Annotated in this window: 17 protein-coding genes and 5 tRNA genes; 6 read left to right on the plus strand and 16 right to left on the minus strand. The window is 47.5% G+C overall.

What is annotated here, in order from left to right; genetic code table 11:
- Positions 1-266: 266 nt before the first annotated feature.
- Positions 267-605, minus strand: a complete 339-nt coding sequence (locus EYR25_RS01165; RefSeq protein WP_207953670.1) for a hypothetical protein — start codon at positions 603-605, stop codon at positions 267-269.
- A gap of 241 nt (positions 606-846) precedes the next feature.
- Here EYR25_RS01165 and EYR25_RS01170 point away from each other — a divergent pair, with 241 nt between their 5' ends.
- The 3 genes from EYR25_RS01170 to EYR25_RS01180 all read left to right on the plus strand — a co-directional run bounded on the left by EYR25_RS01170 (position 847) and on the right by EYR25_RS01180 (position 2,843).
- A complete protein-coding gene (locus EYR25_RS01170; protein WP_023267243.1) occupies positions 847-2,016 on the plus strand; it encodes a PepSY-associated TM helix domain-containing protein in 1,170 nt (389 codons plus the stop codon).
- On the plus strand, positions 2,016-2,480 hold the full coding sequence (locus tag EYR25_RS01175; protein ID WP_099458158.1) for a hypothetical protein: 465 nt from the start codon (positions 2,016-2,018) through the stop codon (positions 2,478-2,480). The genes EYR25_RS01170 and EYR25_RS01175 overlap by 1 nt, the downstream gene beginning before the upstream one ends.
- A 96-nt stretch (positions 2,481-2,576) precedes the next feature.
- The gene (locus EYR25_RS01180) at positions 2,577-2,843 is read left to right on the plus strand and encodes a hypothetical protein (RefSeq protein WP_099458157.1); all 267 of its coding nucleotides are present in this window, start codon (positions 2,577-2,579) and stop codon (positions 2,841-2,843) included.
- A 172-nt stretch (positions 2,844-3,015) separates the two neighbouring features.
- Here EYR25_RS01180 and nth read toward each other — a convergent pair whose 3' ends face one another.
- The 13 genes from nth to EYR25_RS01245 form a co-directional block, all read right to left on the minus strand.
- Positions 3,016-3,657 carry an endonuclease III gene (gene nth / locus EYR25_RS01185; RefSeq protein ID WP_133178237.1) on the minus strand — a complete coding sequence of 214 codons (642 nt, stop codon included), beginning with the start codon at positions 3,655-3,657 and terminating at the stop codon, positions 3,016-3,018.
- Positions 3,658-3,723: 66 nt separating this feature from the next.
- Positions 3,724-4,422: an electron transport complex subunit E gene (locus EYR25_RS01190; RefSeq protein ID WP_023267239.1), complete on the minus strand. Its 699-nt coding sequence runs from the start codon at positions 4,420-4,422 to the stop codon at positions 3,724-3,726.
- On the minus strand, positions 4,415-5,053 hold the full coding sequence (rsxG, locus tag EYR25_RS01195; protein ID WP_133178238.1) for an electron transport complex subunit RsxG: 639 nt from the start codon (positions 5,051-5,053) through the stop codon (positions 4,415-4,417). Before rsxG ends, EYR25_RS01190 begins: the two co-directional genes overlap by 8 nt.
- Positions 5,054-5,108: 55 nt before the next feature.
- Positions 5,109-6,158 (minus strand): electron transport complex subunit RsxD, encoded by a 1,050-nt coding sequence (rsxD, locus tag EYR25_RS01200; protein WP_133178239.1) that lies wholly within the window; start codon positions 6,156-6,158, stop codon positions 5,109-5,111.
- 80 nt (positions 6,159-6,238) lie between these two features.
- Positions 6,239-8,872 carry an electron transport complex subunit RsxC gene (gene rsxC, locus EYR25_RS01205; RefSeq protein ID WP_133178240.1) on the minus strand — a complete coding sequence of 878 codons (2,634 nt, stop codon included), beginning with the start codon at positions 8,870-8,872 and terminating at the stop codon, positions 6,239-6,241.
- 3 nt (positions 8,873-8,875) lie between these two features.
- A complete protein-coding gene (rsxB, locus tag EYR25_RS01210; protein WP_133178241.1) occupies positions 8,876-9,457 on the minus strand; it encodes an electron transport complex subunit RsxB in 582 nt (193 codons plus the stop codon).
- Positions 9,458-10,036: an electron transport complex subunit RsxA gene (rsxA, locus tag EYR25_RS01215; protein WP_023267235.1), complete on the minus strand. Its 579-nt coding sequence runs from the start codon at positions 10,034-10,036 to the stop codon at positions 9,458-9,460.
- 125 nt (positions 10,037-10,161) lie between these two features.
- Complete coding sequence (locus EYR25_RS01220; protein ID WP_133178242.1) at positions 10,162-12,066, minus strand: EAL domain-containing protein; 1,905 nt, start codon at positions 12,064-12,066, stop codon at positions 10,162-10,164.
- Between the two features lie 207 nt (positions 12,067-12,273).
- Positions 12,274-12,349, minus strand: a tRNA-Asn gene (locus EYR25_RS01225).
- Positions 12,350-12,395: 46 nt separating this feature from the next.
- Positions 12,396-12,471: transfer RNA gene (locus EYR25_RS01230), tRNA-Asn, on the minus strand.
- 46 nt (positions 12,472-12,517) lie between these two features.
- Positions 12,518-12,593, minus strand: a tRNA-Asn gene (locus tag EYR25_RS01235).
- A 31-nt stretch (positions 12,594-12,624) separates the two neighbouring features.
- A tRNA-Asn gene (locus tag EYR25_RS01240) sits at positions 12,625-12,700 on the minus strand.
- A 47-nt stretch (positions 12,701-12,747) separates the two neighbouring features.
- A tRNA-Asn gene (locus EYR25_RS01245) sits at positions 12,748-12,823 on the minus strand.
- Positions 12,824-13,446: 623 nt separating this feature from the next.
- Between EYR25_RS01245 and EYR25_RS01250 the strand changes: the two genes are divergently transcribed.
- The gene (locus EYR25_RS01250) at positions 13,447-13,650 is read left to right on the plus strand and encodes a hypothetical protein (protein WP_133178243.1); all 204 of its coding nucleotides are present in this window, start codon (positions 13,447-13,449) and stop codon (positions 13,648-13,650) included.
- A 695-nt stretch (positions 13,651-14,345) separates the two neighbouring features.
- The gene (gene uvrB, locus EYR25_RS01255; RefSeq protein WP_133178244.1) at positions 14,346-16,367 is read left to right on the plus strand and encodes an excinuclease ABC subunit UvrB; all 2,022 of its coding nucleotides are present in this window, start codon (positions 14,346-14,348) and stop codon (positions 16,365-16,367) included.
- A gap of 438 nt (positions 16,368-16,805) precedes the next feature.
- Here uvrB and rrtA read toward each other — a convergent pair whose 3' ends face one another.
- Positions 16,806-17,411 carry a rhombosortase gene (rrtA, locus tag EYR25_RS01265; protein WP_133178245.1) on the minus strand — a complete coding sequence of 202 codons (606 nt, stop codon included), beginning with the start codon at positions 17,409-17,411 and terminating at the stop codon, positions 16,806-16,808.
- On the minus strand, positions 17,408-18,127 hold the full coding sequence (queC, locus tag EYR25_RS01270; protein WP_023267229.1) for a 7-cyano-7-deazaguanine synthase QueC: 720 nt from the start codon (positions 18,125-18,127) through the stop codon (positions 17,408-17,410). Before queC ends, rrtA begins: the two co-directional genes overlap by 4 nt.
- 188 nt (positions 18,128-18,315) lie before the next feature.
- Between queC and queE the strand changes: the two genes are divergently transcribed.
- A complete protein-coding gene (queE, locus tag EYR25_RS01275) occupies positions 18,316-18,984 on the plus strand; it encodes a 7-carboxy-7-deazaguanine synthase QueE (protein ID WP_133178246.1) in 669 nt (222 codons plus the stop codon).
- Positions 18,985-18,987 lie beyond the last annotated feature (3 nt).

An 18,987-nucleotide genomic window follows, 5' to 3' on the forward strand; every position in this document is an offset into this window, starting at 1 on the left:
GAATTATTCCGTTGAAAAGAGGGTGGTAAATGTTAATAAAATTTCATAATAACAGTATGTTAGACTGTTTTTAATTAGGTTTAATTGTTCAAATAAGCATCCGCACATTTTTATCGAGACATCACTGCATTTAACATTGTCACGACGCTATGGATTTGAGTCTTTTAAAGTCTTTGAGCGGCCTTAAGTTGAGTTTAATTATGCTAAATAGCAAGTTATCCGCCATTTTGACGATGTTTCTCGCTCTTTTTCAATAACAGCAGTGGTTATTTCGAGAAACTTCTGGACGGCAGAAAAGGGGATTTCCCCTCCTGATTAAAGTGCGCAATTATTTCTATGATCTGCGGATGTTGGGTTATTTCTTCCACACTCTTGCCTGAGTCAATTAGCGACTCGATTTGTTTAACCCTGTCATTGGTGTTTTGCTGAAAGCGACGCAGCAAGGCTTTATTCCTTGATTTTCTATGGCCTGGCACGATAAGGCTGTCCTCATTACCTATCGCTAAAATATGGTTTAAGGCGGTATTAAACTTACTAAGACCACCCCCATAAAAAGTGGCCTGCGAGTTGCTATCGACACTGATGTGACTGGCTTGAGCAGTCAAACTAAATGTTAACAAGATTAGCGGAGCGAGTAACTGTTACATTTTTCAATCCCCTTTGATTGAGTGTGACTAAACCAGAGGTTATGTCTTACCGACGCTATCTCGGCGTAAGCCTTCAGGTAAGTTTGCTGATTTGTGATAAATCTTATAAAACGAAAGTATTATCAATATGCTGTATTGATAATAATTCGCATTAACTTTACACTTGTGTAATTCTAAGAAAGGTAGGAAACAATTCCCCATGGCGAAAATAAGTAATCGCTTCTGGTTTATGTTGCACGGTTGGGTGTCATTACCCATCTGGATTTTATTCAGTTTTATCTGTTTAACGGGCACTGTTGCTGTGCTTAGCCATGAGTTGACTTGGCTTACCAATCCAGCTGCTCGTGCAACAAATCCTAACGAATTACCCGCAAAACCCGTCGACGAGTTGATGCTGGTGGTCGAAAAGGCCTATCCAAATGCGCAAGTGATGGGTGCTATGACCTTTGAGCCTTACTTAGTCAATGCCATTACCTTTACCGATGCCGATAAACCCTATGCCATTGCTTATGTGAATCAATATACGGGTGAGATCCAACAAATAAATGAAGGTATAACTTTTATCGGTTTTATGCGTTCCTTACATGGTTGGTTGTTGTTTCCTTGGCAGGGCGGTTATAGCGTGGGTTATTACTTAGTGTGCTCTATGGCACTCTTGATGCTCGCCTCATTGGTAACGGGACTCATCGTTTATAAGCGTTTTTGGCGCAGCTTTTTTGCCCCTAAATTGCGGCTAACCCAAGGGAAGAAAACACTCTTGTCGGATCTGCATAAATTATCCGGCGTCTGGTCGATTTGGTTTATCGCGATTATGAGTCTTACAGGGCTGTGGTATTTAGTCCAAGCCATCTTCTGGCATGCAGATATTGATATCGAGCCCCATGCGCCAATGATTGCCGCCGAGCAAGTGCCGCTAGTAGAAGCTGGCGATCTAAAAGTGCCAAGCGCCAATGTCTCTTTTACTGAGGCCTTAAGTTTAGCCAAGCAGCGTTTCCCCGATTTTCAACCAAGCTATGTGATGCTGCCTGAACATCAACGGGATATGTACCATTTAAGCGGCAGTGGCGATCATATTTTTTACGATCAATATTCCTATAATCTCAGCATTAATCCATGGACTGGCGAAATTGCCAGTGCTACCTCGCCAGAAACCATGACAGGCATGCAAACCTTAATGCATATTGCCGATCCGCTGCATTACGGCACCTTAGGTGGCATTTGGACTAAATTGATTTGGTTCTGCTTTGGGCTGGTACTTTCTGGGATGTCGATCACTGGTTTTATGATGTGGGGATTGCGCCATGTTCGCGCCTTTAAACAGGCCGAAACTAAAGACTTAGCTGCAGATATGATAGGGGAGGCTCGCTAATGGCATCATCGGTATTTTGGTTAAAGCATAAATACAAGCTCAGTGGCTTGATTTTGATTTTACCCTTTGTGTTTCTCTATCAGTCGCTTAGCCCAAGCTTTCCACCCGCTTGGCCGAGCCAGCAGCTTGGTGAATTTAAAATCGCGCCTATGCCCTTAGATTTAAAGGCGCCTTACAAACACCATGATGATTACGTAAAAGATTTTATGTTGATCTTTGAACAGGGTGATGTCGCCCATATTCGTCAAGGGTATGCCAATATCGGCCCAGAGGCGTTGCCATTAGAAGCATTGCAAAAAGGTGAAAATGGGGTTTTACATGGGAGTAAACATGGCCAGCATGTGCATGCGATAACCGGCGCTAAGTTGGCGGCAACGGATAGCCTGTGGGTGTCAATTCAAAATTGGCAGGGTGAATGGTTAGTCAGCCAATGGCCTGTCCCCGAGGCAGTGTTAGTTCAGTAATACCCACATCAAATTGTTTGCAGTAAAACCGCCCTCAGGTGCAAACTGTACCTGAGGGTTATTTTTATCGGATAGGTTTACTGCAAAGGATTGGATATGGAATTTACTCAAGCAGAACTTACGCTTATCGCTGCCGCGAAACAAAAAGTGCAGATGGCGCAGCGGGTGCGTGTTGGGGTGATTATGTTGCTTATCTTTGGCACACTTACGTTGCTCGCAGGATTTTGGAGTCACCCGTACGCGATTTATATTGCCTTTGCACTAGTGGTTTTTGCGGTAGCGCTACCCCAGTTTGGCCAAGGGCCAAAATATGAAGAATTATTAGCCCTATTACAGCAAAAAGCCGCTCAGCAGACCAATTAATCTGCACTACAGGGCTAATATCAATAGGGCTAATAACAGTGTTAAAGACAACGCTAATAACAAAGGGCTTTCAGCAAAATTTAACTAGCCTGAAAGTATTCTCTAGCCTAAAAGCCCTTGTTATTTACTCATTCCGTTAGTTAGAGTGCTTAACGACCGCATTGTGGAGCCCTTATTCTTCGGGATAGACCTTTTCCTTAAACTCGCAAAGGTCCTCAATAATACAGCTACCACAGCGCGGTTTGCGGGCCAGACAGGTATAGCGGCCATGCAGAATAAACCAGTGGTGCACATCGACCTTAAATTCGGCGGGAACGACCTTTAACATGCGCTCCTCGACTTCGACCACGTTTTTACCGGGGGCGAATTTAGTGCGGTTTGCCATGCGAAAGATATGGGTGTCGACGGCGATGGTCGGCCAGCCAAAGGCGGTATTGAGTACCACGTTAGCGGTTTTACGACCGACGCCAGGAAGCGATTCTAGCGCTTCTCTGTCCTCTGGGACTTCGCCATTGTATTTTTCAATCAAGATCTCACAGGCTTTAATCACATTGATGGCCTTGTTGTTATACAGGCCAATCGTCTTGATATATTCCTTTAATCCCTCCACGCCTAAGGCATAAATACTGTGGGCAGTATTGGCCACTGGAAACAGTTTGTCGGTCGCCTTATTCACGCTCACATCGGTCGCCTGTGCCGACAAGGTCACCGCCACCAGTAATTCAAAGGGACTGGAGAAATTCAGCTCTGTTTCGGGTTTGGGATTGTTTTCACGCAGGCGGGTGAGGATTTGGATGCGTTTTTGTTGATTCATAGTGATCCTTGGAAGTAGTGGGTTTAACGCTAAACCCACTACTTAAGCTGTTATCTCAATAAGGGCTTAACTCACTTTGGTGATCCGTGCCCGTGTTACGCTTGGCTGCACTGCTGCTTCGGGTTGACGCTCTTTAAGCTTTTTATCGATAACGTTTTTCAGGGCAATAAGTAGGCCCATTACAATAAAGGCGCCGGGCGGTAACATCGCCAGCAGGAAGGGGGTATCGACTTGCCATACCTGCATCGTTAAGGCTTTTGCCCATGGGCCGAGCAGTTGGTCTGCGCCATCAAACAGGGTGCCTTGGCCGAGAATTTCGCGCGTTGCGCCAAGGACCGCTAAGACTAAGGTAAAGCCAAGCCCCATCATCAGTCCATCGAAGGCGGCGCTAAAGGCATTATTACGGGAGGCAAACGCTTCGGCGCGGCCAATGATAATGCAGTTGGTCACAATCAGCGGTAAGAAGATCCCTAAGGACATATACAACCCATAGGCATAGGCATTGACTAACAGTTGCACCGCCGTCACCAGCGCCGCAATGATCATCACAAACACGGGGATACGGATTTCCTTGGGCACATAGTCGCGCACTAACGAAACCAAAACGTTTGAGCCAATCAGCACCAGCATTGTCGCGATACCTAGGCCAAGGGCGTTGGTGAGGGTCGCGGTTACGGCCAGCAGTGGGCAAAGCCCCAACAGTTGCACTAAACCTGGGTTGTTTTTCCACAGTCCTTGCCAGGCAATTTCGCGATAATTAGTCATGGTTGGCCTCACAATTCAGTGGTTGGCTGAAAATCTCTGCTTGATGCTGAGTAAAGTACCATACAGCGCGTTTAACGGCTTTCACATAGGCGCGTGGTGTGATTGTCGCACCAGTGAACTGGTCGAAATCACCACCGTCTTTTTGTACGTGCCATTGCTTGTCATCTTCAGATGTCAGCACTTTTCCGACAAACTTAGTGACCCAGTCGGATTTACGTAACTCGATTTTATCCCCGAGGCCCGGAGTTTCTTGGTGGGAAAGTGTGCGTACGCCTAACACTTCACCTTGAGTGTTGATACCTACGATCAGTTTAATATTACCGTTGTAACCATCGGGGGCAATGGCTTCGAGAGCGATAGCGACGGGCTTACCCGCAGCGGTGGCAATATATGCAGGCAAGGCATCGTCAGTGCCGAGCGCCTCTTTATTTTGCAGTAATGTGCACTGCGCTGTCAGCTCATTGTCATGGAGATCATCGGGGATCAGTTGATGTAAGATGCCCATTAGTTCTTTCTGCTGTTGCAGCTTTATTTCATCAAAGGTCTGTTGATTAACCACAGCCACTAAGCCGGTGCAGAGCAGGGCAAATAGAGCAAGTAGCAGACCATTTTTAATCATTGGATTATTCACTTTTATTCCTCAAGAATCCTTGTTCAAGCTCGCTTGATTCTTTTATGCCACAGGCCTAGCCCGCAGAGTGGCCATAGGTGCGCGGACGCACATAGTAATCAATAAATGGCGCGCACAGGTTTGCGAGTAGCACGGCAAAGGCAAAGGCATCGGGATAGCCACCTTGGGTACGGATGATATATACCAAGACACCAATTAATGCGCCGAAAATTAAACGGCCACGTGGACTGGTCGCCGCGGTGACGGGATCGGTCGCGATAAAGAAGGCGGCGAGCATGGTCGCGCCCGAGAATAAATGGAACAGCGGGCTTGCCTGCATATCGGGTGACAGTAAAAAGCCGATGCTGGATGCCACAAATAATCCCACCAACACGCCTGTGCTGATATGCCAGCGGATGGCTTTTAATTTAAGTAACACTAAACCGCCAGCAAGATAAGCTAAATTGACCCAAAACCAACCCACGCCAGTGCCGCCATCGAATATGCTTTTGGCCAAACTCTCAGTGGTAGTTAGCCCTAGAGACAGATCGGTTTTGAGGGTATCGAGCGGTGTTGCCATACTGATCCCATCAATCCCTAAACGGAATTGCTCCATGCCACCATGGGCGCCGACATTGAAGATCAATTGCAAGCTATCAATCACACTTGGGGTATTAAGCGCAACCGTACTTGGTGCAATCCAACTGGTCATCTGCACAGGGAAGGAAACCAGCAGCAACACATAGGCGGCCATCGCGGGATTGAACAGGTTATGGCCTAGGCCACCGTAGAGGTGTTTGACGATTACAATCGCAAACACTGTACCCATAACGATCATCCACCAAGGTGCTAGCGGCGGGATCGCAACCCCGATTAAGATTGCCGTCAGCATGGCACTGTTATCGCTTAAACTCGCTTTGATGCTGCGGTTACGCAGTTTCATCACCGCGGCTTCACAGCTTAAGGCTACGATAATTGCCAGTAACACTTGAATAAGCGTACCCCAGCCGAAAAAGGCGCATTGCACCACAAGGCCGGGTAACAAGCATAAAATAACCCTTTGCATAACCGTTGAAGTATGCAAATTACGGGTAACATGGGGTGATGAGGCTATTTTAAACGCCATTGTGATCCCTTTTATCTAATCTTGAGTCACTGATTTTTAAGCTAATCATTTTTAAAGCACTGAGGTTAAAACCCGCAGTGCTATTCATTTGCATCGCTGTTAGCATTCGCTTCTCTGGCCGCTTTTTTGGCTTTAGCACGAGCAACCGCCGCAGCGACCTTGGCCTTTTTCTCATCCTCAGGACTGAGTGATGCGCTTGGTTCAGTGGCTGAGCTTAATTCATTGCCTGATTCATCGCCTGACTCATTGGTCGATTCTGGCTTGGCGTCTGCTACTCGCTCGGGCTGAACTTCGGCAACCGCAGTCGATTCTACCTGCTGTGCGGCGGCCTTTTTGGCTTTTGCACGGGCAACGGCGGCCGCGACTTTGGCTTTTTTCTCATCTTCAGGACTGAGTGATGCGCTTGGTTCAGCATCTAAGCTTGATTTATTGCCTGATTTATCGTCTGAATCATTGGTCGATTCTGGTTTAGCGTCTGCTGTATGCTCGGGCAGAACCTCGGCAACCTCACTCGATTCGGCTTGCTGCGCGGCGGCTTTTTTGGCTTTCGCACGAGCAACCGCAGCAGCGACTTTGGCCTTTTTCTCATCCTCGGGACTGAGTGATGCGCTTGGTTCAGCATCTAAGCTTGATTTATTGCCTGATTCATCGTCTGAATCATTGGTCGATTCTGGTTTAGCGTCTGCTGTATGCTCGGGCAGAACCTCGGTAACCTCACTCGATTCAGCCTGCTGCGCGGCGGCTTTTTTGGCTTTAGCACGGGCAACGGCAGCAGCAACCTTGGCTTTTTTGTCATCCACTTCCGCGTTAGCCGTCGTTTCTGTTGCTGGCTTATCTGTGTTGTCTGTCGCGATGTCAGTGTCGCCATTGGCATCTGAGTCGGCTTTTAATGCGGCTTTTTTCGCTTTGGCGCGAGCGATGGCAGCGGCGACTTTATCTTTTTGTGATAAAGACTCGGATTGCTCAGTTGGCTCGTTTGGCTCAGAAGAAGCTGTTTGCACAGAAGAGACGGCTTGTTGAGATGATTCTGCTTCATCGGCCCCTTGAGCCGCAGCGGCGGCTTTCTTGGCTTTTGCACGAGCAATCGCGGCGGCAACGGCCGCCTTACCCTTAGGCGCCTCAGTGCTGCTTGCATCAGCCGCAACGACCTCGACCGGAGCGCTATCGGCAGTGGTTTCTGCCGCCGCTTTTTTGGCCGCAATCCGCGCCATGGCCTGTGCAACGGCATCCTTATCCGTTGTGGTCATGGTCGCTTGGCGACGCGCAGCGGCTTCTTTAGCCTTGGCTTCGCGGGCGAGTTTTTCTTCCTCGAGGCGTCGAATACGGGCCTCGAAGCGCAGTTTTGCGCGCTCGGCTTGATGCTTTTCATCGGCGGCTTGTTTTAGTGCCGATTTAGCGATGCGGTAGTATTCCACCAGTGGAATATCACTGGGGCACACATAGCTACAGCAACCGCATTCGATACAGTCTTTAAGGTTGTAGCTGGCTGCTTTGTCATATTCTTCGGCTTTTGCATGCCAAAACAGTTGTTGTGGTAGCAAGAGTGCAGGGCAGGCATTGGCACATTCGCCGCAGCGGATACATGCCTTTTCCTCTGGCGTGGTTCCAATCTCTTGACTGCTGGGCACCAAAATACAGTTTGTGCCCTTTAAAATCGGCACTTGGATGATTGGTAATGCATGGCCCATCATAGGACCGCCAATAATCACTTTTTGATCGGCTTCGGCGTGAAATTCAGTGTGTTTGAGCACATGTTCAACGGGCGTGCCTATGGGTAACCAATAGTTGCCGGGCTTACCGACATTTTGCCCGGTAACTGTCACCACACGTTCAATCAGTGGTTTACCTTGAGTCACGGCTTGGTGAATCGCAAACGCGGTACCGACGTTATGCACGACAATGCCAAGCTTAGCGGGGATGGAACCAGATGGCACTTCACGACCGGTGATGATTTGGATCAGCTGCTTTTCACCGCCAGAGGGATACTTGGTTGGGATAACTGTTACTCGAGTGCTGCCTGTAGGGAGCGTGGAATGACTCACCGCCTGTTGCATGGCTTTGATGGCTTCGGGCTTGTTGTCTTCAATCGCAATCACAATACGCTTGGGCGCGAGGAGACGATGGATAATCCCAATACCCGCCAGAATGTCTTGGCTGTATTCGCGCATTAAGCGATCGTCGGCGCTGATATAAGGCTCACACTCCACGCCGTTGATTATCACTAATTCAATTTCACTAACGGGATTAAGCTTAATATGGCTTGGGAAGGCGGCGCCACCCATGCCAGCTATCCCTGCGCCATGGATTTTGGCAATTATCTCCTGATTGCTGAGCTCAATTGAGCCTGGCGTTAACTCGCACCAGCGGTCTTCACCATCGGCGGCAATCACGCAGGTATTGACCGGCAAGGCCGAGGCGTGGTTACTGGCTCTTGGTTCAATGGCAACCACAGTACCAGAGGTTGGCGCATGCACGGGCAAATGCCAAATCGAGGTGCCTTGTGTTAATGGCTCGCCTTTTAATACTTTGTCACCCACTTTGACTGCAAGAGTGCAGTTCTCACCTACCTGTGGCACAGGCACTAAGTATTCCTGCGCTAATGGCAGTTGGCTAATTGGCGTGGTGTTGGAGAGGAATTTGACTTCAGGCGGATGAATGCCACCGGGTGAGCGCCAAAGGGTTCCTTTATCTAATTGATCTAATAAAGTCAGCACCGCTTATCCTCTCTTTTCTTCGTGCGGGGTCTCTTGGATAAGAGTCACGGGAATGGCGTTTAAGCGCCAGTTCCAGTTTTTCAGATTTTGGCCCACAGGGATCATATCGATACAGTCAACGGGGCAGGGTTCGACACAGAGATCGCAGCCAGTACAGTCGGCGGTGAGCACGGTGTGCATGAGTTTACCCGCACCAATAATGGCATCGACTGGACAGGCCTGAATACACTTAGTGCAGCCAATACATTCATCTTCGCGAATGTAGGCGACTTTTTTGACTTGGGACTGAGCCTCGGCGTTGAGCGGCTCGGGCTCGACACCCATTAAGCTGGCGAGCTTTTCCATGGTCGCAGTGCCGCCGGGCGGGCACTTGTTGACTTTATCGCCATTGGCCATCGCTTCGGCGTAGGGGCGGCAACCGGGATAACCACATTGACCACATTGGGTTTGTGGCAAAATCGCTTCGAGTTCATCGACAATGGGATTGCCTTCAACCTTAAATTTTAAGGCGGCAAATCCGAGTAATACCCCAAAGAACAATGCCAATAGGGTTAATAAGATAACGGCAATTAACATGGTGGACATCTATTTAACCAATCCTGTGAATCCCATAAAGGCTAAAGACATTAAGCCTGCGGTGATCATGGCGATGGCGCCGCCCTTAAACGGCATTGGCACATCGGCGGCCGCTAAACGTTCGCGCATCGCGGAAAACAGAATTAACACTAAGGAAAAACCCACCGCAGCACCAAAACCATAGATAGCTGACTGAATAAAATCGTGTTTCTCGTTCACGTTTAACAGGGCTACACCCAGTACGGCACAGTTAGTGGTGATCAGAGGCAGATAGATACCGAGGGCGCGGTGTAAAGCCGCACTGGTTTTTTGCACCACCATCTCAGTAAATTGCACAACCACGGCAATGACCAAAATAAAGCTCATGGTACGCAAGTAGCTAAGGTCAAAGGGCAATAACAGATATTGATTGACGAGGTAACTAAGAATGGAGGCCAAGGTCAGCACAAAGGTGGTGGCCATAGACATGCCGATAGCGGACTCCAATTTGCTGGAGACCCCCATAAATGGACATAAACCTAAGAATTTCACTAAAACGAAATTGTTGACCAGTACAGTGCTGATCAACAACAGGAGATATTCACTCATCTCAATACTTGTCTAAACGGATCTTGGCCGTATTATCGACTTTTCCGTTTGCATAAACAACATATAGAATGCAGGGTTAACTATCTTTACTGTAAATTTGAGTGCTCCGTTAATCTTTGGTTGGCTTAAATTTGATCAGTTAAAGTAATCGCTTGAGGCTGAGCGATGTAATAGCCCTGCAGACCATCGACGAGGAGTTTTTCGAGGGTCAATTTTTCCTCCTGACGCTCGACACTGGTGGCGATCACACGGATGCCGATACGTCTTGCTACATCCACCATCATCCGCACAAAGAACTTATTATTACTGTCTTCATCGATTGATGAGGTGTAGCTGCCATCGAGCTTAATGTAGTCTGGGCGCACTTCGCTGAAGAATTTGAAGGAGGTAAAGCTCATCCCAAAGCGCTCAATTGAAACCCGCGAACCGACACTGTGTACTTCACGGACAAACTTATAGCTTGCCCCTAAATTAGCCTGCATACCGGATTCGTTTAGTTCAAAAACAAGGCGAGAGGCGATATATCTGTGCTTGCCAAGAATATCTTTTAACCAGCCAATAAACAGCTCTTGATGGGCTGAAAAGGCGCTAATATTGATACCGAAGTTACCGCTAATTGTGGGGTTTTCCTTAAGCATTTTTAATGTACTTATCACCACCAATTTATCTAATTCGGTGCTCATGCCATGGCGTTCAGCCATCGCGATAACCGTCGTCGTGGGTAAAAACTTGCCTTCACTATTGTAAAACCGCGCGAGTAGCTCACGGTAAACTTCGACATCGTTACGACAAGGTTGAATTGGCTGCTGAAAAAATTTCAGCGCTTGGCGGGTAATTAAGTCATTGATCGCCATTTTCCAACGATCGTCACCAAATTGTTCATCGCCATTGAGTTTTTCTTGAATATGGAAACTATTAGGCCCGAGTGTTTGCGCTATGCTCACCGCGGTATCGGCAAGGGTGAGCAGGTTGACTGGATCTGTACCCTGTTGATAAGGCACTAAACCAATGTGTGCAACCGATTCAGCCTTGGTCATTTGCTGGTATTCATCGAGAAATACTTTGAGTTGCTCTAAAAACTTAGGGCCATCTTTTAACACTAAGTCAGGCAAAAATACCGCAAAATCGGCACTGGATACGCGGTAGCATTCGGCATCGGCGTATTTTGAACACGCTTTGCGAATACAATTAGCCACATTTGACAAATAGTCATCACCAGCAGAACGCCCCTGTAACTGATTAACATGAGCAAGTTCAGTGGCTTTGACCATGGCGAGTAAGCCCAACTGCGGAATGGCGCGATTACTGATACTTTCTAATTTTGTAGTAAAACGAGGACGGCTACCGAAACCTGTAATCGGATCTTGGTAAGCTACCTTATGGAGTTTTTGGTTCTCTTGGGTGAGATTATCCATTTGCGATTTTAACTGCGTACGGCAGTCTTCTAAGGCTAATCTCACTGGCGCCATTTCACCATTGAGCTTAGAAGACTCAATAGCAGAGAAACTCATTTCAGGGATATGGGAAATATAGTCAGCTGCATAACGGATAGAAGATTTTAACTTATTGATAAGTAGTATAAATATGGCCATTAAAACCATATAGGTGAGTAACAGTACTATGCCTAATTGTTGGGTATTGCTGATAGCGTTTTCGATAGCTTGGTCAGCACTTAGTTTCACCTGTAATCGACCCGTAGCCAGCTTTTGCGTATGAGAAAGATCTAAAGCAAATAAGCTCGCTAATGGATGTGCACTTTGGGTATTTAATTCACCCTGAGTGTAATTGAGTTGGCCGTCGGTATCGTCGATATATTGAAAAAATTGCAATGGATAGTGTGCTGTAATGCTTTGGTACAGTTCGGCACCATTGCCTTGCCATTGGGCAAAATTACCCATGTATTGTCGGAAATCATTGAGCTCTTGCTGTTGCTGCATCTGGAGCTGGTTATTTTCGTTGTGATAAATCCAGCCAAATAGTCCTAAAAAAATCAGCAGTAAAAAAATGGGATATGATTTAGACATCGCCATAAAATTCGCTCTCAATTTGTCAAAGTATGGGCGATAAGCTATTGCATGGGATGATGTGCAATATTCCTATCTGCGTGATGATACTCGGAATTTTAGTTAACAAACTGCTCACAGTGTAACCGTATTTAGCGTAAAACAGAAATGAAAACACGCGGCAACAGGACGAGTTATTTGAGCTTGGAGTAGGGAGGTTAACAAGAAATAAAGTGGCTCCCCTGACTGGACTTGAACCAGTGACATACGGATTAACAGTCCGCCGTTCTACCGACTGAACTACAGGGGAGTAGAGGGTGCGATATTGCTATCGACTTTTGATTACATCATTAAATTGGCTCCCCTGACTGGACTTGAACCAGTGACATACGGATTAACAGTCCGCCGTTCTACCGACTGAACTACAGGGGAGTAGAGGGTGCGATATTGCTATCGACTTTTGATGACATCATTAAAGTGGCTCCCCTGACTGGACTTGAACCAGTGACATACGGATTAACAGTCCGCCGTTCTACCGACTGAACTACAGGGGAAGCGCTTTAACGCAACAGTTTGATAATTAAGTGGCTCCCCTGACTGGACTTGAACCAGTGACATACGGATTAACAGTCCGCCGTTCTACCGACTGAACTACAGGGGAATCGTTAGTTACCTAACTGCATCCTCACTTTTATCGAGATTGAAACTTGGCTCCCCTGACTGGACTTGAACCAGTGACATACGGATTAACAGTCCGCCGTTCTACCGACTGAACTACAGGGGAATCGTTTATTTCGTCTCGATGACTCGTTGAGAACGGAGCGCATAGTAAAACGCTCTTTGGGTGGAGTCAACTCGAGTTACTAAAAAAAGTGTAATTATGCTGTTAAGTGCTCATCTAATGTGCATTGCGGTGTAGAAATCAGCATTTTGATGAAGAAATAACTTATGTTTTCGTAAGATAGCGTGTGCATACCGCTAAACACATTTGGCTATTTATCCGCAGATTTTAGTCACCATAGTGCTTAATTGGTTAAATTGACAGCAGTTATTGGGTTGGGTAGATAATTTGGATACTTTAAAAGTATGCTCTGCGCGAGATAAACCAGCTAAATATTGCCCGAAGGGTTCGTCTGGCAAGCCCTTGCTCTGACTTTCTGTCATAAGAGCCGCTCGTCATTTGAGTCGAATAACGACACATCATTCCTCGTTTCGCGAGCATGTGCTCGTCAGAACGAACAACATCGAATCTCGAAACGTCAACACGCCCTAGCTATGCAGCATTGAACTTGTTCTTTGCATTGTGACTAAGCCATTTAACTCAAACAGGTCAAGTATCCTTACCGTGATAGGTTGCGCCATTTTTAATGATAGGTGGCATCTAAAACATCCTGAGAGGTGATAACTATGGCATTAAGTCGATTAGTACAAGCGGAAGCCTTACTTCAGCAATCTTTGATCTTAGATATCCTGTATCAGTATCGTGAATTGTCTATGCATTTAGATGATCCTGATTTTCAAAAAATCCAAGATTTAGCCAAAATTCTCTTTGTCGTCGCATCGGCGGACGAAGTGATTTTTGCCGCCGCACAGGCTGAGAACTTAATTTAACGCAGCTATCTGAGTTAGTGATAAATCAGCAAAACGAACCCGATATAAAGGAGTTGTCGACATTAATATGGCGTGAATGGGTAAACGCTGTCATTTTATTCTACGATGCTTGAGTTGAAGCATAATGCTCGGGCATGTATCAGATTTTTGGAATGATCGAGGCTGTAACAAGTAGTAACATTTATCAAATGTAATTAAATTACCAAAGCCCTTCTTCCACTAACATTAGGGTGAAATACTCCTCAATCCCGCATGGTTTCTCACTTATTTCGACTTATCAACAAATTCTGTGGATAACCCTGTGAGTTGCGGCTTGAAACCGTCAGCAAAGCCTTGCTGTGCGGGCGATGGACTTAAATTGCACTATTTTGGCGATAGTTTTTTTAAGCTTTATTTTTCAAATAGATAATAATTGCAAGTCTTATCTTTTTTAGACTCGGGTTAGGTTGCAATTTTGTAAGCAAGTGAAAGTCAACTCTTGTGTATTAATTTGGCATTTCTCCTGAATTTTAGGGCGTTTTATCGCCAATTTGCGTGCGAAAACACCGTAGTCAAAAAATTTCATTTTTTATCCATTAAAATGTCACGCTTCTTGGGTATTGCAAGCGAGTGCTTGTAATTGAAAAGGGATAACTGCTGGAGCTTAATAGGCGACTTGATTAGAATGAGTCGACTAACCACAAGGATATGTTCGCGTGTCAGAATCTGTTTTTCAGCTTGAATCCCAATTCGCCCCCGCAGGGGATCAGCCAACGGCCATCGCCAAGTTAGTCGATGGTCTCGAATCTGGCCTAGCTTGCCAAACCCTTTTGGGGGTAACAGGCTCGGGTAAGACATTCACCATCGCCAATGTGATCGCCCAGCTTGGGCGCCCGACGATTATTATGGCGCCAAATAAGACGCTGGCGGCGCAGCTTTATGGCGAGATGAAAGAGTTTTTCCCCAATAATGCGGTGGAATACTTTGTCTCCTATTACGACTATTACCAGCCAGAAGCCTACGTACCCGCATCGAACACCTTTATTGAAAAGGATGCGTCGGTGAACGCCCATATCGAGCAAATGCGCCTCTCGGCCACGAAAGCACTGCTGGAGCGCAAGGATGTTGTGTTAATCGCCTCTGTATCGGCAATTTACGGCCTCGGCGATCCCGATTCCTACATGAAGATGCTGTTGCACCTACGCCAAGGCGATACCATGGGGCAGCGGGATATTCTTAAGCGCCTGAGTGAGCTGCAATATACCCGCAACGATCTCGAGTTGCAGCGTGGTACCTTCCGAGTCCGTGGTGAAGTCATCGATATTTTTCCTGCTGACTCGGATCGCTACGGTATTCGGGTAGAGCTATTTGACGATGAAATTGAACGTTTAAGCGAGTTTGACCCGTTAACGGGGCAAATTGTTAAACGCATTGCGCGCACTACTGTATATCCGAAAACCCACTATGTGACGCCGCGGGAAAAAATCCTCGAAGCGACCGAATTAATTAAGGAAGAGCTGCGCGAGCGTAAGCAATATTTGCTCGACAACAATAAGTTGATTGAAGCGCAGCGGATCCATGAGCGGGTGCAATATGATATCGAGATGATGGTCGAGCTGGGCTATTGTTCCGGTATTGAAAACTACTCTCGCTACTTGTCGGGTCGTGCACCGGGTGAAGGACCGCCGACCTTGCTCGATTATTTACCCGCCGATGGTTTGTTGATTATCGACGAGTCCCACGTCACTGTGCCGCAAATTGGTGCCATGTATAAGGGTGACCGTTCCCGTAAAACCACGCTTGTGGAATATGGCTTCCGTTTACCTTCGGCGCTCGATAACCGGCCATTGAAGTTTGAAGAGTTTGAGCAATTGATGCCGCAGACCATTTATGTGTCGGCAACACCAAACCCTTATGAGCTGGATAAGAGTGGCGGCGAGATTGTTGAGCAAGTGGTGCGGCCAACTGGCTTGCTCGATCCCGAGTTGGAAGTGCGTCCGGTCAGCATTCAAGTGGACGATTTACTCTCCGAGGTGGCCAAGCGCGTTGCCGTCAACGAGCGGGTGCTTGTCACCACCTTAACCAAACGCATGTCGGAGGATTTGACCGAATACCTCGACGAACACGGCGTAAAAGTGCGTTATTTGCACTCGGACATCGATACCGTAGAGCGGGTGGAGATCATCCGCGATCTGCGCCTCGGTAAGTTTGATGTGCTGGTCGGCATCAACTTGTTGCGTGAAGGTTTAGATATGCCCGAGGTTTCCTTGGTCTGTATTCTCGATGCGGATAAGGAAGGCTTTTTACGTTCGGAGCGCTCGCTGATTCAGACCATTGGCCGCGCCGCGCGTAACGTCAATGGCAAGGTTATCCTCTATGCGGATAGGATCACCCAGTCGATGGCCAAGGCGATGGGTGAAACCGAGCGTCGCCGCGAGAAACAACACGCCTACAACCTTGAGCATGGCATAGTGCCAAAGGGCGTGGTCAAGCGCATTACCGATGTGATGGATGTGGACGATGGTAGAGACACTGAAAAGGGTTATAGCCAATCGTCACTGGGGAAAGTGGCTGAACCTAAAGCGAAACGTTATCAAGCCGATGCGGCGCAGTTAAGCCATGATATCGACAAGCTCGAGAAGCAAATGCATGAGCATGCGCGTAACTTGGAATTTGAACAGGCGGCGGCCCTGCGTGATGAGGTGAAACGTTTACGGGAGTTGCTAATAACGGTTTAACCCAATCTGTGTCTTAGCTGAGTTAGATGCAGGACTGCGATATTAATCAAGCAGATACCAAGCTTCACTACCTAATAAAAAGCCGCCAACATAACAATATGAGGCGGCTTTTTATTGTATGGATCCACTAAAGTCGAAGATATTAGCGCTGCGTTTCCTTGGCTAATCTAGGGCGTGTTGACGTTTCGAGATTAGATTTTGTTCGTTCTGGCAAGCACATGCTCGCAAAACGAGGAATGATGTGTAGTTATTCTACTCAAATGACGAGTGGCTCTTATGACAGAAAGTCAGAGCAAGGGCTTGCCAGACGAACCCTTCGGGCAGCATTTGGCTGGCATTTCTGCCGCGTTATCGTCCGTTTATGTAGAATAACTACACAGCACGGACTTTGCCTTGCATAAAAGCCAGCCAAACTGCTGCAAAAATAACCCTGAAACGTCAACACGCCCTAGTTCTTCGTTGGTACACAAACACCATAAGTGCGCAGATTAAGCCACAGATCAGGCCGACTAAATGCGCCTCGGTGGCGACGCGTGCACCAATCATGGCGGTCACATCATCACTGGCACCATAAAACTGTTCATGGCCGACTTTAACTATCACGCCGAGCAGCAGCAAATAACCCGAGCGCAGATGACGGCGAATATCTTGCACTGCACCAAAGGTGAATAGGCCGTGTAACATGCCGCTTAGCCCCACATAACCTAATAGCTGCGGATAACCCAGATACAGACCAATGCCTTCAAACAGACAAAGCAGGATAAACAGCAAGGTTAAGCCCTTGAGCCGGTAATGAAAGTGATGCAAAAACAACACTACCCATAATCCCGCGAGGTTCATCAGCAGGTGCCAATGATTGGTATGCAGCAGATTGCCTGTGAGCAGGCGCCACCACTGACCGTCACTGATGGCGCTGCGGCGATAGGCCAGCAGGTTATCTATGCTCGGGGTAAAAAGCCCCGCAATATATAAGAGCGCGCAGAGCAGGCTGACGATAAGCGCCAGCCAATAGGGGCCGAGTTTTTTTAACGTCAACAGTCTCACGCCTGCGGTTTACCCGTTTCAGTTGCCTTGTCGAGCGAGGCCATCACCTCTGCTTTATTTTGCAGGTAATCCTCTAAGCCCCGTTTGCGAAGATGGCAGGCTGGGCAGTCACCACAACCATCGCCGACAATGCCGTTATAACAGGTCAGGGTATGGTGGCGAACTAAATCGAGTTGCTGGTATTTATCGGCCAGCGCCCAAGTTTGGGCCTTGTTGAGCCACATTAACGGCGTGATGATCTCAAGCTTTTTATCCATGCCTTGCACCAGTGCCGATTCCATTGCGCGGACAAAGTCGTGGCGACAATCGGGATAACCCGAAAAATCGGTTTCACACACGCCGGTAATTATCGCCTCGGCCCCTAATTGATAGGCGTAGATCCCCGCCAAAGTTAAAAACAGGATATTGCGGCCCGGCACAAAGGTATTGGGTAAGCCATTTTCCATTAATTCGTGGGACACGGGGATCGCATCGCGGGTGAGGGCTGAAATGGCTAACTCATTGAGTAAGCTTACATCCATCACTTTATGGCTAGTGATCTTTAAGCGCTTGGCGAGGGATTTGGCAACTTCAATTTCTTCACGGTGACGTTGACCATAATCGAAGGTGATCCCGTGGACTTCATCAAACTGAGTTAAGGCTTGAATAAGACAAGTCGTTGAGTCTTGTCCGCCACTGAAAACCACTACCACCTTTGAAACTGACGCTGCTGACATAGGATCCACTTAAATTGACACATAAAATAGGGCGTAAGTGTAACTCAGGCGCTAGGGCTTGCAAACTCTTTGCTGGCGTGTGGCGACGGGCATATCGCTCTTGGCATCACTCTGTCTGAGGCGGTAAAAACTTGCAGCTGCAGCTAAAATCCTCTATAAATGCCGCCCCAGAAAAACGGAACGCTAGCATGAATTACCCAGTCAACGAAGTCTTTGAAACCATTCAAGGTGAAGGTGTCTTTACCGGAGTGCCAGCCATTTTTGTACGTTTACAGGGTTGCCCTGTGGGATGTGCTTGGTGTGATACCAAACAGACTTGGGACCTGCTTGAGGAAAACAAGGTGTTACCCGAACAAGTGATCACCGTCGATGGTTCCGTAGGACGCTGGGCTAATCATACAGCGCAGAGTCTTATCGAGGCGTTCAACGCTAAGGGATATACGGCGCGCCATGTGGTGATCACTGGTGGCGAGCCTTGCATGTACGATCTGCATGAATTAACCCACACGCTCCATGCTGCTGGCTTTGCCACTCAAATCGAGACCAGTGGCACCTTTGAGGTGAAGTGCGATGCTGATACCTGGGTGACTGTCTCGCCAAAGATCAATATGAAGGGTGGTTATAAGGTGTTAGCGCAGGCCTTGAGCCGCGCCAACGAGATAAAGCACCCGATAGCAACCGAAAATCATATCGATGAACTCGATGAGTTACTCAAAGGGATTGATGTGTCAGCGAAAACGATTTGTCTGCAACCCATCAGCCAAAAACCAAGGGCGACAGAATTAGCGATGAAGGTGTGTATTGCCCGTAATTGGCGTTTATCGATTCAGACCCACAAATACCTAAATATTGATTAATGG

Origin of the sequence: Shewanella decolorationis (assembly GCF_004354305.1) — a bacterium.
GTDB classification, from domain to species: Bacteria; Pseudomonadota; Gammaproteobacteria; order Enterobacterales; family Shewanellaceae; genus Shewanella; species Shewanella decolorationis.

What these genes read in the sequence shown, in the direction of transcription:
- EYR25_RS01170 (WP_023267243.1), top strand. Translation starts at nt 847, where the DNA reads ATGGCGAAAATAAGTAATCGCTTCTGGTTTATGTTGCACGGTTGGGTG.
- EYR25_RS01175 (WP_099458158.1), top strand. Translation starts at nt 2,016, where the DNA reads ATGGCATCATCGGTATTTTGGTTAAAGCATAAATACAAGCTCAGTGGC.
- EYR25_RS01180 (WP_099458157.1), top strand. Translation starts at nt 2,577, where the DNA reads ATGGAATTTACTCAAGCAGAACTTACGCTTATCGCTGCCGCGAAACAA.
- nth (WP_133178237.1), bottom strand. Translation starts at nt 3,657, where the DNA reads ATGAATCAACAAAAACGCATCCAAATCCTCACCCGCCTGCGTGAAAAC.
- EYR25_RS01190 (WP_023267239.1), bottom strand. Translation starts at nt 4,422, where the DNA reads ATGACTAATTATCGCGAAATTGCCTGGCAAGGACTGTGGAAAAACAAC.
- rsxD (WP_133178239.1), bottom strand. Translation starts at nt 6,158, where the DNA reads ATGGCGTTTAAAATAGCCTCATCACCCCATGTTACCCGTAATTTGCAT.
- rsxB (WP_133178241.1), bottom strand. Translation starts at nt 9,457, where the DNA reads ATGTCCACCATGTTAATTGCCGTTATCTTATTAACCCTATTGGCATTG.
- rsxA (WP_023267235.1), bottom strand. Translation starts at nt 10,036, where the DNA reads ATGAGTGAATATCTCCTGTTGTTGATCAGCACTGTACTGGTCAACAAT.
- EYR25_RS01220 (WP_133178242.1), bottom strand. Translation starts at nt 12,066, where the DNA reads ATGGCGATGTCTAAATCATATCCCATTTTTTTACTGCTGATTTTTTTA.
- EYR25_RS01250 (WP_133178243.1), top strand. Translation starts at nt 13,447, where the DNA reads ATGGCATTAAGTCGATTAGTACAAGCGGAAGCCTTACTTCAGCAATCT.
- queC (WP_023267229.1), bottom strand. Translation starts at nt 18,127, where the DNA reads ATGTCAGCAGCGTCAGTTTCAAAGGTGGTAGTGGTTTTCAGTGGCGGA.
- queE (WP_133178246.1), top strand. Translation starts at nt 18,316, where the DNA reads ATGAATTACCCAGTCAACGAAGTCTTTGAAACCATTCAAGGTGAAGGT.